Annotated in this window: 12 protein-coding genes and 1 other annotated feature; of the genes, 8 read left to right on the top strand and 4 right to left on the bottom strand. The window is 34.8% G+C overall.

What is annotated here, in order from left to right:
• Nucleotides 1–36 precede the first annotated feature (36 nt).
• Complete coding sequence (locus tag BK137_RS05130) at nucleotides 37–606, top strand: hypothetical protein (RefSeq protein ID WP_051448777.1); 570 nt, start codon at nucleotides 37–39, stop codon at nucleotides 604–606.
• Here the strand turns inward: BK137_RS05130 and BK137_RS05135 are convergent.
• The gene (locus BK137_RS05135) at nucleotides 583–777 is read right to left on the bottom strand and encodes a hypothetical protein (protein ID WP_076034340.1); all 195 of its coding nucleotides are present in this window, start codon (nucleotides 775–777) and stop codon (nucleotides 583–585) included. The two genes, BK137_RS05130 and BK137_RS05135, sit on opposite strands and share 24 nt — an antisense overlap.
• 70 nt (nucleotides 778–847) lie before the next feature.
• Nucleotides 848–1075 (top strand) — a binding site (T-box leader).
• A 102-nt stretch (nucleotides 1076–1177) separates the two neighbouring features.
• Between BK137_RS05135 and BK137_RS05140 the strand changes: the two genes are divergently transcribed.
• The 5 genes from BK137_RS05140 to BK137_RS05160 all read left to right on the top strand — a co-directional run bounded on the left by BK137_RS05140 (nucleotide 1178) and on the right by BK137_RS05160 (nucleotide 9127).
• Nucleotides 1178–3805 carry a valine--tRNA ligase gene (locus BK137_RS05140; RefSeq protein ID WP_143691005.1) on the top strand — a complete coding sequence of 876 codons (2628 nt, stop codon included), beginning with the start codon at nucleotides 1178–1180 and terminating at the stop codon, nucleotides 3803–3805.
• Nucleotides 3806–4076: 271 nt separating this feature from the next.
• Nucleotides 4077–5372, top strand: a complete 1296-nt coding sequence (locus tag BK137_RS05145; protein WP_038187462.1) for a bifunctional folylpolyglutamate synthase/dihydrofolate synthase — start codon at nucleotides 4077–4079, stop codon at nucleotides 5370–5372.
• Nucleotides 5373–5385: 13 nt separating this feature from the next.
• Nucleotides 5386–6639: a bifunctional folylpolyglutamate synthase/dihydrofolate synthase gene (locus BK137_RS05150; RefSeq protein WP_038187459.1), complete on the top strand. Its 1254-nt coding sequence runs from the start codon at nucleotides 5386–5388 to the stop codon at nucleotides 6637–6639.
• 87 nt (nucleotides 6640–6726) lie between these two features.
• Entirely contained in the window at nucleotides 6727–8436 is a 1710-nt protein-coding gene (locus tag BK137_RS05155) for a sensor domain-containing diguanylate cyclase (RefSeq protein ID WP_038187457.1), read from the top strand.
• 274 nt (nucleotides 8437–8710) lie between these two features.
• A complete protein-coding gene (locus BK137_RS05160) occupies nucleotides 8711–9127 on the top strand; it encodes a type 4a pilus biogenesis protein PilO (protein WP_038187455.1) in 417 nt (138 codons plus the stop codon).
• A 287-nt stretch (nucleotides 9128–9414) separates the two neighbouring features.
• Here BK137_RS05160 and BK137_RS05165 read toward each other — a convergent pair whose 3' ends face one another.
• The 3 genes from BK137_RS05165 to BK137_RS05175 are packed head-to-tail and all read right to left on the bottom strand — an operon-like array spanning nucleotide 9415 to nucleotide 11728.
• Nucleotides 9415–10875: a DUF7305 domain-containing protein gene (locus tag BK137_RS05165; protein WP_038187452.1), complete on the bottom strand. Its 1461-nt coding sequence runs from the start codon at nucleotides 10873–10875 to the stop codon at nucleotides 9415–9417.
• Entirely contained in the window at nucleotides 10875–11294 is a 420-nt protein-coding gene (locus BK137_RS05170; RefSeq protein ID WP_162148718.1) for a type II secretion system protein, read from the bottom strand. The genes BK137_RS05165 and BK137_RS05170 overlap by 1 nt, the downstream gene beginning before the upstream one ends.
• Nucleotides 11295–11302: 8 nt before the next feature.
• Nucleotides 11303–11728, bottom strand: a complete 426-nt coding sequence (locus BK137_RS05175; protein ID WP_051448776.1) for a type IV pilus modification PilV family protein — start codon at nucleotides 11726–11728, stop codon at nucleotides 11303–11305.
• Between the two features lie 285 nt (nucleotides 11729–12013).
• On the opposite strand from BK137_RS05175, the gene BK137_RS05180 reads away from it, so the two are divergent.
• Both BK137_RS05180 and BK137_RS05185 read left to right on the top strand, forming a co-directional pair.
• Nucleotides 12014–13330, top strand: a complete 1317-nt coding sequence (locus tag BK137_RS05180) for a VanW family protein (RefSeq protein ID WP_038187446.1) — start codon at nucleotides 12014–12016, stop codon at nucleotides 13328–13330.
• A 23-nt stretch (nucleotides 13331–13353) separates the two neighbouring features.
• Nucleotides 13354–15018, top strand: coding sequence for a GspE/PulE family protein (locus tag BK137_RS05185; RefSeq protein ID WP_038188330.1), 1665 nt, complete (start codon nucleotides 13354–13356; stop codon nucleotides 15016–15018).
• The last annotated feature ends 8 nt before the right edge of the window (nucleotides 15019–15026 follow it).

The following is a 15026-nucleotide window of genomic DNA, read 5'->3' on the forward strand; positions in this document are numbered from 1 at the left end:
CATATAATCTATTAGATATATGAAGGAGGTCAAGCTATGCAACATATTTCCTGGGAAATCGCAGAAGGATTTAACTTCCCTGAAAGTTTTGGTAAACCGCAAGATACGTCGAATGTGAAAATTACACCTCGTTGGACACAAGAAGAGTCAGGTGAATCAGTATTCTTAACAGGTATTTATCATATTTCTGCCAATGTAGCATTTGCAGAAGGAGAAACACCACATCATGGGACTTCAACTTGGACAACAATAGAGGATTTAGACATGCAAGGAGAATCGGGTTATTTTGAATATGCTGTGCCGTTACATGTAAATTTGCCGCGAGATCGAGTGAATAAAGACGTCCCTGTAGAAATAAAAGTAGACTATATTACGACAACATTCCAAGATGATGGTAGCTGTCATTTTAGCTGGCAAGCGACATGTAATTATGAGGAGCCGCAAGCTGCTACTGCACAAGTAGAAGCAGAAGTAGTAGAAAGTTCTTCTACCACTACTGCTGAGGCAAGTGCTCAAGAAATACCAGAATCTGATGCGCTCTTATGGGATTTAGAAGAAGCATATACGATTAAAACGTATAATTTAAAGGAAATCCGTAAACAGTAAGTACCACAATAAGGCTAATACCAAAAGTAATATAATGTCTCCTGTTGTCGGGATGATGATTACACGAATACCTTGGAAGCAACAAAGAGGAATGATAATACTTCTACAGTAAAACCTTGTTTTCCGTAGCCAAGGTGGTAGAAAATAAGGGTTATATTTTCGACGTGACATGAAATGTAGTCCTCCTTTCTAAAAAACTTGAAAATGCATCTTTTTTTCGATACAATAAGGTCATCTTAATATAGATGCATAGATAGGGAAGAGTAGAATGCATTGTGTTTGCCAAAGAGAGGAAACGTTAGGTGCGAGTTTCCGCTTACACACATTTGAAGGTCGCCCTGGAGCAGTTTCTGTGAACCTGATAAAGCTTAGCAGAAGCCGGTTAGAAGCCGTTATACAATGAAGTGTCAGCACGTTTTTTGTGTTGAAATAAAGGTGGTACCGCGAATTCAACTCCTTCGTCCTTTTTAGGCGATAGGAGTTTTTTATTTGCAAAAAACTACAAGTTACTTCGTTGTTAACAAAAAATTAAAAGGAGGTCGTCAAATTGACAGAACAACAAACGACATCAATGCCAACGAAATATGATCCACAGTCAATCGAACAAGGGCGTTATGAATGGTGGCTAAAAGGCGAATTCTTTAAAGCACAACCTGAAAGTGGCAAAGAGCCATATTCAATTGTAATTCCACCACCAAACGTAACAGGTAAACTACACTTAGGGCATGCTTGGGATACAACATTACAAGATATTCTAATTCGTATGAAACGTATGCAAGGATACGATGCACTTTGGTTACCGGGTATGGACCATGCGGGTATCGCAACACAAGCAAAGGTAGAAGCGAAACTTCGTGAAGAAGGCATTACTCGTTATGACTTAGGTCGCGAAAAGTTCGTAGAAAAAACATGGGAATGGAAAGAAGAGTATGCAGGTCATATTCGTCAGCAATGGGCAAAAATGGGTCTAGCGCTAGATTATTCTCGTGAACGTTTCACATTAGATTCAGGACTTTCTGATGCAGTAAAAGAAGTATTCGTAAAACTTTATGAAAAAGATTTAATCTACCGTGGCGAATATATCATCAACTGGGATCCTGCGACAAAAACAGCGTTATCTGATATCGAAGTTATTTACAAAGATATACCAGGTGCTTTTTATCACTTCAAATATCCATTAACTGAAGGAACTGGAACAATTGAAATTGCTACAACTCGCCCTGAAACAATGCTAGGTGATACTGCAATCGCTGTTCACCCTAAAGATGAACGTTACCAACATCTAATCGGCAAAACAGTGACATTACCAATTGTAGGTCGCGAAATTCCAATCATAGCAGATGAGTACGTTGAAATGGAATTTGGTACGGGTGTTGTGAAAATTACACCAGCTCATGACCCGAATGACTTTGAAGTAGGTAACCGCCATGACTTACCACGTATTCTTGTAATGAATGAAGATGGTTCAATGAATGATAATGCTGGTAAATACAAAGGTATGGATCGCTTTGAATGCCGTAAAGCAATCGTGAAAGATTTACAAGACATGGGTGTTTGCTTCAAAATTGAGGATCATATGCACTCAGTAGGACACTCTGAACGTTCTGGTGCTGTTGTTGAGCCGTATCTTTCAACACAATGGTTCGTTAAAATGCAACCACTTGCAGATGCATCATTAGAGCTTCAAAAAGATGAAGAAGGCAAAGTGAACTTTGTACCTTCGCGTTTTGAAAATACGTATTCCCGTTGGATGGAGAATATCCGTGATTGGTGTATTTCACGTCAACTTTGGTGGGGTCACCGAATTCCAGCTTGGTACCATAAAGAAACTGGTGAAATTTACGTAGGTACGGATGCTCCAGCTGATGCTGAAAACTGGAATCAAGATACTGATGTATTAGATACTTGGTTCTCATCTGCATTATGGCCGTTTTCAACGATGGGCTGGCCAGATGAAGCCAACGAAGAATTTAAACGTTATTACCCAACAAGTACATTAGTAACGGGTTATGATATTATATTCTTCTGGGTTTCTCGTATGATTTTCCAAGGCATTGAATTTACTGGAACACGTCCATTCGAGGATGTATTAATTCATGGTTTAGTTCGTGATGAACAAGGACGTAAAATGTCTAAATCACTTGGTAACGGCGTTGATCCAATGGATGTTATCGAAAAATACGGTGCTGACTCATTACGTTATTTCTTAGCAACTGGTTCTTCTCCAGGTCAAGATTTACGTTATTCAAATGAAAAAGTAGAAGCTGTTTGGAACTTCTCAAACAAAATTTGGAATGCTTCACGCTTTGCTTTGATGAACATGGAAGGCATGACTTACGATGAAATCGATTTAACTGGTAAAAAATCAGTAGCAGACCAATGGATTCTAACTCGTCTGAACGAAACAATCGAACAAGTAACAACTTTAGCTGAGAAATTTGAATTTGGTGAAGTAGGTCGTCAATTATACAACTTCATCTGGGATGATTTCTGTGACTGGTACATCGAAATGGCGAAATTGCCATTATACGGTGAAGACGAAGCAGCGAAGAAAACAACGCGCTCTGTATTAGCATATGTTTTAGATAATACAATGCGCCTGTTACATCCATTTATGCCATTTATCACAGAAGAAATTTGGCAAAACCTTCCGCATGAAGGCGAATCAATTACAGTAGCTGCTTGGCCGACAGTTGATGAAACATTAACTTCACAAGCACAATCGAATAACATGAAATTACTAATGGACATTATCCGTGCTGTTCGTAACATTCGTGCTGAAGTACAAACACCAATGAGCAAAAAAGTACCTTTATATGTTTCAGCTAAAGATGCTGCAACGCTTGCAGTACTAGAAGATAACAAAGCGTATCTAGAAAAATTCTGTAACCCAGAGCCGTTAACACTTGGCGAAGGCATTGAAGCTCCTGGACAATGCATGTCAGCTGTTGTATCTGGTGCAGAACTATTCTTACCACTTGAAGGATTAATCGATGTAGCGGCTGAAATTGAGCGCTTATCGCATGAACTTGAGAAATGGGATAAAGAAGTGAAACGTGTTCAAGGTAAACTGAACAATGAACGTTTCGTATCTAAAGCTCCAGATGATGTTGTAGCTGCTGAACGTGCAAAAGAAGCGGACTATATTGAAAAATATGCTACAGTGGAGAAACGTATTAACGAATTGAAAAATATGTAATCAAAAAAATCGCTCAAGTATTTTACTTGAGCGATTTTTTTGATATTAAAACGAACAATTTTCGGTAAAATATGAGAAATTATTGTAATTTAATTCTCAACAGATATAAGTTGAAAGATATTTTAGTTCTATTGAAATTAATCCTGCAAGGAAAAGTCAAGTGGTAATTATAACTAAAATGTAATGTAGTTATTGTTCTTTATAATGGCTTATAATAAGAAGGTAATTGATTAAATAACAAGCACAATATACATACCAGGAGTGTTGAATAGTGTTTACAAATATAGAACAGTGCGTCGAGTTTTTAACCTCATTAAAAAAAGGTAGTAGTACATCGATTCCATTAGAAGTCGTTACTTCATTATTACATGAGTTTGGCGACCCCCAACATACTTTTAAAACAATCCATTTAGCAGGTTCAAACGGCAAAGGCTCTACTTTAAATGCATTAAAGGAAATATTAAAATACAGTCAAGTAGAAAAAGTAGGCTGCTTTGTTTCTCCACACTTAGAGCGCATAAATGAGCGTATTACAATTAGTGACAAGCAAATTACGGATGAGCAATTCCTGTTATACGTCAATAAGGTGTTTGCTGCAATAGATGAAAAGGACGGAGTATACCCAAGTTTTTTTGAAATTATGACAATTGTTGCTTTCCTCTATTTTGCAGATGAGAAAGTAGATGTTGCTCTAATTGAAACAGGTATTGGTGGCAAATTAGATTCAACTAATGTGATTGATCCCGTCATTTCAATAATTACAACGATTTCTTTAGAACATACAGCGATTTTAGGTGATACTTATGATGAAATTGCTTATCAAAAGGGTGGCATTATTAAAGAAAATAGACCTGTAGTGACAACGGTAGAGAATGAAGATGCAATAGAAGTTCTTCGGAAAATAGCAGAAGAGAAGCATGCACCTATAGCTATTTTTAACGAGGATTTTACGGCAACAAAAGTCACTCAAAAGGAACATACACAGATGTTTAATTACTCTAAAGGTGATTATGCCATAAATGATGTTGAATTACTTATGGCAGGTCCTCATCAAATTAACAATGCTTCATTAGCTATTACAACGGCATTATTGTTAAAAGATGCTGGATACTTTGATATTACAGAAGAAGCTATTCGAAAAGCTTTAAAAGAAGCTAAATGGGCGGGACGTTTTGAAGAGTATGGTCATCTTATCGTAATTGATGGAGCGCATAATCCTGAAGGAACAGAAGCACTAATTGCAACATTAAAAGCGAAATATCCGACGAGGGAATACGATTTTATCTACGCCGCGCTACAGGACAAAGATCATCTAAAAAGTATTAAGATGATGGCGGAAGTGGCAGCATCTATGACATTTACGCAAATAAGTATGCCTAATGCCGCACCAGCTGCAGAATTAGCAGCATTATCACAGCACCACCATACTTATTTTGATGCAGATTGGGAATGTGTAGTGAAACGAGCAGTTGAGGAAAAAGAGGACGAGCATGTATTGGTCATAACAGGATCTCTTTATTTTATTTCTGAAGTACGTGCATTTTTAAACAATAAAGTGAAGCAGTAAACGGGGTGCCGACATGATTCCTAAATTAGATCATTATAAAGAAAAGTGGGGTGTCCGTAGTGATGCCTCTATAAAGCCAGGGTTAACAGCTATTACTGAAGCATTGCAATTAGTAGGGAACCCACAAGAAAAATTATCCGCAGTCCATGTAGCAGGTACAAATGGCAAAGGCTCAACAATTACTTTTATAGAACATATAAGTAAGGCTCATGGACTGTCAACCGCTACATTTATGTCTCCGTGTATTGAAGATGTACACGATCAAATTCAGCTAAATGAACAACCCATTAAACCAGAAGAAATGGATGTAGTATTTAGTATCATGGCGGATGCGGGATTAGATGGAAAGCTAACAGATTTCGAACTGTTAACAGTAGCAGCCTTTTTAGCTTTCGAGCGCTTAGCACCTGATATTACTATTATCGAATGTGGTATGGGGGGACGCTTTGATAGTACTAATGTTGTGACGCCAATCGTGTCAGTTGTACCTAGTATTGCTATAGAGCATACAAATTTTTTAGGCTCGACTATAGAAAGTATTGCTATGCATAAAGCAGGTATTATTAAAAAACAAAGGCCTGTGGTGACAGGTGTGTTACCAACTGAAGCGATGGCTATATTTACACAAGAAGCGGAAAAACTTCGCTCACCATTACTTGTCTACAATGAAAATTTCACCGTTACAGAGGAAAACTCGACGGAAATATACATGGCTAATGATGTACGAATCACGAACTTAACACGTACAATGCCAGGGCTGCATCAGCGTAGTAATATGGCTCTAGCAATTACAGCATTTAATATCGTTGCACAAGTAAATGGAGTAAAAACAAATGTCGAGGCATTTCGAAATGGGATTCAAAGTGCTCAGTTAGCATGTCGCTTTGAACAACTTGCACCGAATCTCTATATTGACGGGGCACATAATCCAGCGAGTGCTAAAAGTTTGGTCGATGCGATTCAAGAGCGATTTCCTAATGAACCCATTCACTTTATCGTGGGCATGCTTGGGGATAAGGATATACGTGGAGTTTTAGCAGAATTAGAAAAAGTAGGTACTACCTTTACTTTTGTAAATATAGCGAATGATCGTGCGATGGCTGCTGATGAGATTATGAAAATGAGTTATGCGGAAAATAAATCGACAACATATGACATTTTGACTACTGTTCAACAAAAGTTGCTGTTGAATGAAGTAATTATCATGACTGGTTCCTTATATTTGTTAGCAAAATGGCGAAAAATATTGCATGAAACATTTAATTGAATTTCTTTAAATGGATGACTTTGGTAAAACGATTTGCTATAATTGCTTAAAAGTAGGCATAAATACTCACGATGAGAGGTGTGAGAAGTGAATTTGTCACTAAAGTTCAGATGGGCCGTATTTATAGTATGGTTGGCAACTGTACCAATTGGTTTAAATTTGGTATACCACTATTTTCCTCCACCAACTTATATTAATTGGTCTGAGTTAATAGGTTTCATAGTATTGGCGATCATTACAGCCATTTTCCCTTTTGTTATAAACGGGGTCCCTTTATTTTTTATGCAATGGGTAAACTTAGCGGTCTTTTTGAAATATGGTTTATTTATAGAATTAATTGTATTCCAAATTGCACTGATTCCCTTTTTATATCGTGCAAAGTTACTTAAGTTAAGTCTATATCGTATACCTTGGAATTCGATAATGTTTTTCCTCGTCTCTTTCATCAGTGGTTTACTTTTTATCTTAATTGGTGGAGAATTTGGTTCGCTTAACATTCCTCATATTGTCTTATTCGGAATGTTTTACTTATTTATGAATACATTTGTGAATCATGTATTACTGAAATTGAGCTTAATCGTTATGAAGAAAAGAGCTCCATTTCTAACAAAAGATGATTATTGGGACTATAATAGTATGCTATTTACTTTTCCTATGGGGTTAACACTATATCTACTGTCGGAATATGTGGGTCCTATATCATTTGTTTTACTTGGATTGCCATTCTTGATAGTGACTCAGATTTTAAGAATGTATAGTACATCAGAAAGAGTAAATGAATACTTATCGTTGGCTGCCCATTTTGGCCATCAGTTAGGGGATCGCTTAACGAGTGATGAAGTTGTGGATTTATTTATGGGTAAAACAATTGAAATCATGCCTGTAGATCATGCTTACATTATCGATATAGTGAATGGTCAGCTACAATTCCTTAGATCACATGAAAATGGAGTATGTACAGCAGTTAATATCTCTCATGAAAATATTTTAAAAACACCTATCAAAGAAATAATGAATACTGAACAAACAATTGTCTACAATCAACAGACCGAATGGATAGGGATGGGGATAGGTTTTTTACCTTTTGCTACACAAAGTATAGTAATGATGCCAATCTCGAGAAATCAAAAAATGGTAGGAGTTTTCTTATTAGCTTCTAATAAGAAAAAGTTCTTTGAAGAATATAAAATTCGTATATTAGATATACTATGTTCTTATTTTGCTGTTTCAGTGGAGCGGTCGCGTTACATTGAGGCGACAATAAACAAAAGTGAGCGCTGTGGTTTAACTGGGTTATATAATTACAGATATTTCGAAGAACAACTTACAGTTAAAATGCAACAATTAATGGACGGAGAAATACGTCAACTTTCGTTAATAATGCTTGATATTGATCATTTCAAACTTATTAATGATACGTATGGTCATCAAAGTGGCAATAGCATTTTATGTGACTTCGCTCGTACTTTAGAGGGAGAAGTGGGAAGTAAAGGACTATTAGCTAGATTTGGTGGTGAGGAATTCGTTATTTTACTTCCCAATATGTCTAAAAGTGAGGCACTGCACTTAGCTGAAGATATTCGTATGAATGTGCAACATAAGTTATTTGAAATTGGATCCGATTTGAGTTTGAGCCATATAAAAGAACATGTCACAATCACGACAAGTGTTGGTGTCTCAACTGCTCCTGAAGATTGTGATAAACCAATGGCATTAATACGAAACGCTGATAGGGCTTTGTATGTAGGAGCTAAACAAAAAGGGCGTAATCGAGTAGCGGAGTATCTAAAAACCTAATTAATAGCTAAGAGATTCCTAGAATTCTCTTAGCTATTGCAACATATAATGATTAGCAGAATACATATCAGTTAAATATTTTTTACTTATGAATGCCTGCATTTCTACACTATTTAAAAATAAGCAATGAAAACTTGAAATATAAAAGAGAGGATGTACTAAAATCAATCAATTTGAATTTTTAAACAAAGATCCTGGAAGTAGACAGTTAGATAAGGTTCTTCGTGCACTCCAGAATATTGAACAGCTAACTATCACGAAGATTGATCATATTGTGATTAAAAATGATGTAGACATTTCATTAAATAATTTGTCAGGAAAAGAATTAGTAGATGGAATAACGAATCATAGTAGTGAATCAATAATTACTGATGAAAACCTGTCCTTTAATCATTCATCAGTAAATCAACAAGTAGAAGAAATTCAGTATGCAACTCCCGTGTGTTCAAATGCATCTGTAAAGTCCTCACTTAAGCCCGAATGTATAACATTTGATGCAATGCTAATCTCTCCAAATTATGACGATGTCTATGATTTTATAAAAGAAGTAGAAAGATTAGATCGTATCGTCCGTATAGACAAAGTAAACTTTTCAGTTCCAAACGGAGATCAAGTTTTAAATGGTTTGAAAGAAACCATTCAAACGACATTAAAGCTCACGACTTTTTATTGTAGGGATAAGTCTTATTAATTTTAATTACTGAAGTTGGTTGTAGAATACTTTTTCTATGTGGTTAGTATTCTTTTTTAGTTGAGACGAGGAACATTTAGGTTATAGAAGATTCCTTAAATGGATTCCAAATGAGTTTTTAGTTCAAGAGACCAATAAATTTTTCTGTAGAAAATGTGCGAAAGAATAATTAAAAAGGCGTTTCAAAGTTAATTCTTCAACTTTGAAACGCCTTTTTGTGTTTAACAATATCCTTAATTTTTTTAGTTATTTATTAAAAGAATTAATACTATTATATTACTATTATATTACTCTTCTATTAAAGCTCCTTGAGATGATAATTGTTTAGGGTCATCATAAGACGGAACTGTTTCAATAGGTATAGGGTTAGAGGAAGCATATTGAACATATGATCCACCTGAAGCAGTAAAAGATTTTGCAATAACTGCTCCTGTAATATTTCCACTACCTGATAAAGTAACATCTGCGTTTGGTGCGAAAAATACTTTAGTAATGGCTGAAGAAGCTCCATCTAATTCAACTTTACTTCCTCCAGAATAAATATCCCCTTGGAATCCTCCGCTACCTCCAAATTTAATATTGGCGTTTTTTGCATATAGTGATCCAAAGATCCTTTGATCACCAGCCATGTTTATTGCATTATTTCCTTTGTAATACACTTTTAGTTTGGATATACTCCCATTGTTGTTTACTGTACTTGAAGAGTTTGTAGTTATTTTATCTTTCACATAAATAGTTAATTTTCCAGAACCTATTATGTTTATATGTCCATTATCAATATTTAAGTGGTCTACTAAGAGGGACTTGTCTGTATTACCAACATTGATCGTTAATGAATAGTTACTAGATAGTATGATATTTTTAAATTTCATATTATTTGTCATATTAAGTGTGTATTTGTTAGTAAGGTAGTGATTAATTAATAAATCGCCATTTTGTATGACATTTGTCTTTTCGGAGTCATTTTTTTTGACTAGCTCATTATTAGGGTATTTCAATTGCTCTAAATTTTTAAAATCATCCTCTGGGAAAGAAGGTAACTCGATATCAATAGGAGTGCTAAGATCTGCTTTAGGTTTATGTCCATAATACGCAGGAATATCTATACTCCCGGGATTAGATGATTCGGTTGCAATATCTGCCCCATAAATATTAGCGCTTCCTGATAATGAGATAGTATTTTTAACATGGACTGCATATTTAGGTGTATATGTCTCGGGTGTTGGAGTCGTTTCAACAACTAAATATACAATATATTCTTGTGTTACTGTTCTTTTTTTGCCTCCAATTTCACCTGTTGATTTTATATAGTATTTGTTAGAGTCATCTTTATCTTTTGTTAATATTATTGTTGATTTCGGTTTTTTGCCAAAATGTTCTTCATAATTACTAAACTGATTGACTGTTGAGCTTGCAATATTTTGCTCAGCTTGAGTGTAAAAATAGTCTGTGAAATTAAACTTTAATTTTTCTTTAGTAGTTAAAGTTTCATAGTGATTTTTAGTGGAAATGAAAGCATCGTTTACCTTGTTATTAAGTTCTTCTCTTTTTTGTACAATACCTGCTTCTGCAATATAGTATACCGATTGATCTGTACGTTCACCTGAAGATTGCTTCATTGTTGTTGCAGTAACGCTCATCAATGAAACACCAAGTATCGACATAACAACCAGTACCATAAGGACGATAATTAGTGTATAGCCATTTTCATTTTTTAAAGTGTGGTTATGTTTATATAATTTTCTCATTAGTTTCCACTCCTAACGACTATGTTTGTTTCAACAGTTTTGCCATCAAGATTTGTTATTTTTATATTCCATGAATTTTCTTTGTATTCAACCAAGAATTCTTCAATATTAGTAGCGAATGGTACACTGTTTTTCGTGATGCCATTTGTACTTTTATCGAATCTATATTCTTCATTTTTTACTTTTATCCCATCTTTAATAGAGACAATATCAGTTGTTTTTCTCATTTCTTTTGTAATGACTTTTAAGACATATGAAACCTCATGAAGCTGCTGATTTTTATTTAATTGTTTGTCGTATTGTTTAGAACTAGACAATTGAACGTTGAATATTAAAGTAGCAACTAAAGCGGATATAACGATAACTGCGAGTGTCTCTACTAATGTAATTCCCTTTTCGTTGTTTGCTATATTCTTCATTGTTTGCCTCACTTCCATACGAATACATTTTCCATTTGTGCTTTCGGAGTAACCTCTTTGTTCTCATAGACAGTAATAACTATGTTCGTTAAATTAGGTGCATTTGTGTTTTTTTTAAGCTTTAATTTAATAGTATTTTTAGCTTCTGTTTTAATGAATTCAACCCCATTAGCTTCAAGCGTATAGCCTAAACTTTTTAAGGCTTTTTCTTGATTGCTCTCCTTTTTACTCACTGCATAGGCCTTTTCCATTTCTGACTGTGCGATATAAGTCGCATCTACTATATTTTCTGAGCTCTTTCCTGTTTTTGCTGTTTGGATAAAGAAGGTAAAAAATGTTATTAGTAGAATTACTAATATAACGAAAGATGCCAAAACTTCAATAAGTGTGAATCCTTTTTCATTTGAATGAAACATCTTATAGAATTTCTTCATTTTTAAAACCTCTTTCGTAAGATTGATGGAATATATTTTTCAACAATATGAGGTGATAGATAAAATAAAATGCAAGTGGTTCAAATAACCTGTTTTATATATTAAACTATACACTTATATCATACCTTCTTCTGTGATATATAGCATATGTTTTCATTGATTATTCACAAAAAACATTTTAAATTGTGATAAAAGTCGTATCTTTTAGGATAATTTTTATTTATAATCTAGTTTATAGATGAGGATATACGAATATACAAAAAAATATAATAGGAGAATTAGAATATGAGGTTATTTACGAAATTTACAATAATTACACTGCTAGTATTCGGTTTTCTTGTTTCATTTGAATATAACGGGGATAAAGCATTAGCTGCTCCAAAAGGTTCTACTATAGGTAATGTATCTATAGAGAATTTGTCTAAGGAAGAGATGAAAAAACAGTTAAATGCAGCCGTTGATACATGGCAAAGTAGCGAAATATTGATAATGGTTGGGGAAAAAGAGATTTTATTGACCGGGGAAGATTTCAAATTCGATATAAATGCCTCTATTAGACAATATGAACTTAGTATTGAGAAACCTTGGTATGCGTTTTGGGAAAAGAAACGTATTGTACATGAGTCTTTGATTGTAGAAGCAAATCCTACTTTAAAAGAGAAAATTGAAAACCAAACAAATTTAAAAGATGAAAATTTAATTACTCAAATTCTTGAAGCGGCATCTTATCTGAAGAGTTCTCCGATTAAGGTTGCAGTTAAAGATATATCAATCGATCAAGCTGAACGAATTTCATTTGAAACGATAGCTTTGAGTGAAAGCCAAACCGCAGAAATTTCGAAAATTGTTGCTCAATTAAATGGTTTTATAATTGAGCCGGAAAATGAAGTTTCATTTAATGAACTAATAGCCAATGCTTCTAACAATGAAAGTGTAATGACGATTGTAGCATCGGCTTTATATAGTTCAGTAGTACAAAGTAGCTTTGAAATTTTGGAAAGACATCAAGCTAATGAAATTCCAACCTATGTGAATCCAGGGTATGAAGCTGTTGTTAATCCAATATTTAAAAAAGATTTGCGATTTGTATCCCATAGTAAAGTACCAGCAAAAATTGTTGCTACAGTAAATTCAGGTGAATTAAAAATTGAACTATATTCTCTACGAGGCAATCCAAAAGTGTCAGTCTTTGAAGAGGATAAAAAAAATGTTAAGCCTCGAACTATTTATCGATATTCTTCTTATTTAGAAGAAGGAGAAAGAGAGATAGCTCAACAATCAGAATCAGGTCTACAACTAGTAATTTATCGTACAGTCACTAATGATGATGGAAATGAAAAGACAGAATTAATAAGTCAGAATTACTATGCTCCACAAAATGAAATTATTGAGCTTTCATCAAAACAAACACCGGTTGATTTGAATTCTGCAAGTGGAGAAGAAGTTTCAGAAGAATGTAATGAGGATGATACCTCAGATGTTTGCAAACCAACAACTACTAAACGAAAAAAAGCAACTAAAAGTAAAAATGGTAGTCCTGTTCCCGAAGGAAGCTACTATACCGAAACAGGGGATATTGTAACACCTGGTGATTCTAAATAAGGTTGCAAAGAGGTGAAGGAGAAATGAGTAAGGTAAAAAGAAAAAGACTCGGGGATTTATTAGTTGAAGCTAACGCAATTACTCAGGAGCAGTTAGATTATGCTCTAAAGAGTAGAAATATAAATGAAAGACTTGGAGATTTTCTAATCAGAGAAAATTTACTAACAGAGCAATTATTAATTGAAGTACTAGAATTCCAATTAGGCGTACCTCATATTAGTATCAGTCAATATGCAATTGAACCGGAACTCATTCAACTAGTACCAAAAGAATTAGCTAAACGTTCGTTATTAATGCCTTTGACGCGTGAAAAGAATAAATTACTCATTGCTATGGCTGATCCTATGGATTATTTCGCGATAGAAGAAGTTCGTATGGTGACGGGCTGCCAAATAGAAACGAGTATTGCAACGAAGGATGATTTATACCGTTCTATTTCTAAATACTATGATTTACAGGAGACAATGGATGCGGCGTTGAATGATTTTATCCCACTAGAAAAGGATGAAGAAGTAGAAATTTTTGATGATGATTCTCCTATTGTTAAGTTAGTTAACCAAATTATCTCGAATGCTGTTGTTCAAAGAGCGAGTGATATTCACTTTGACCCACATGAAACTGAACTACGTATTCGATTACGTATAGATGGTGTATTAAAAACAGAGCGTTCCCTTCCGAAACATATGCAAAATATGATCATCGCTCGTATTAAGATAATGGGGAATTTGAATATTACAGAAAATCGTTTACCACAGGATGGGCGAATAAAGGCAAATATTAATCTTCACCCGATTGATATTCGATTATCTACGTTACCTACAATTTATGGTGAAAAAGTTGTTATGCGTGTTTTGGATTTGAATAATTCACACGGAGATATTCGAAAGCTTGGGTTTTCAGATAATAACTTAGTGCATTTTAAAAAAATAATTTCTAAACCGAATGGAATCGTACTTATTACAGGTCCAACGGGTTCCGGTAAATCTTCTACATTATCTGCGACATTACATCATCTAAATGGTGAAGATGTCAATATCGTGACAGTTGAGGATCCAGTTGAATATCAAATGGATGGTGTAAATCAAATTCAAGTTCGTGAAGAAATAGGATTGACGTTTGCTACTGGTTTAAGATCTATTTTACGTCAAGATCCAGACATCGTCATGATAGGTGAAATCCGAGATTTAGAAACAGCGCAAATTGCGACTCGTGCATCTCTAACTGGGCACCTAGTATTAAGTACATTACATACGAATAGTGCGGTTGAATCTATTTCTAGATTGATTGATATGGGGATTGAGCCGTTTTTAATTTCATCATCAGTTGTCGGAGTAGTGGCGCAGCGTCTTGTTAGACGAGTCTGCCGTGATTGTGGTGAGTATCATGACTTATCTATACAGGAACAGGAGATTTTTGTGAAACATAATGTCCACGTTGAAAAAGTAAAGCGTGGTAAAGGATGCCCGTCATGCAATAAGACGGGATATAGAGGGCGACTTGCAATTCATGAAATACTCGTAGTCGATGATTATATAAAAGAATTGATACTAAATAAAGCAGGAATTGCAACGATTAAAAAGCAAATGTATAACAAAGGCTATCGAACATTATTAGAAGATGGACTGTTAAAGGTAGCGGAGGGTATTACAACGACAGAAGAAATATTACGTGTAGCGACTGATAACTAGGATGTGAG

The sequence above is a fragment of the Viridibacillus arenosi genome, assembly GCF_001955655.1.
Taxonomy (GTDB): Bacteria; Bacillota; Bacilli; order Bacillales_A; family Planococcaceae; genus Viridibacillus; species Viridibacillus arenosi.

Bases quoted from the DNA above. Each gene is read 5' to 3' on its own strand.
- BK137_RS05150 (WP_038187459.1), top strand. From the start codon at position 5,386: ATGATTCCTAAATTAGATCATTATAAAGAAAAGTGGGGTGTCCGTAGT.
- BK137_RS05180 (WP_038187446.1), top strand. From the start codon at position 12,014: ATGAGGTTATTTACGAAATTTACAATAATTACACTGCTAGTATTCGGT.
- BK137_RS05185 (WP_038188330.1), top strand. From the start codon at position 13,354: ATGAGTAAGGTAAAAAGAAAAAGACTCGGGGATTTATTAGTTGAAGCT.
- BK137_RS05140 (WP_143691005.1), top strand. From the start codon at position 1,178: ATGCCAACGAAATATGATCCACAGTCAATCGAACAAGGGCGTTATGAA.
- BK137_RS05130 (WP_051448777.1), top strand. From the start codon at position 37: ATGCAACATATTTCCTGGGAAATCGCAGAAGGATTTAACTTCCCTGAA.
- BK137_RS05175 (WP_051448776.1), bottom strand. From the start codon at position 11,728: ATGAAGAAATTCTATAAGATGTTTCATTCAAATGAAAAAGGATTCACA.
- BK137_RS05165 (WP_038187452.1), bottom strand. From the start codon at position 10,875: ATGAGAAAATTATATAAACATAACCACACTTTAAAAAATGAAAATGGC.
- BK137_RS05170 (WP_162148718.1), bottom strand. From the start codon at position 11,294: ATGAAGAATATAGCAAACAACGAAAAGGGAATTACATTAGTAGAGACA.
- BK137_RS05135 (WP_076034340.1), bottom strand. From the start codon at position 777: ATGTCACGTCGAAAATATAACCCTTATTTTCTACCACCTTGGCTACGG.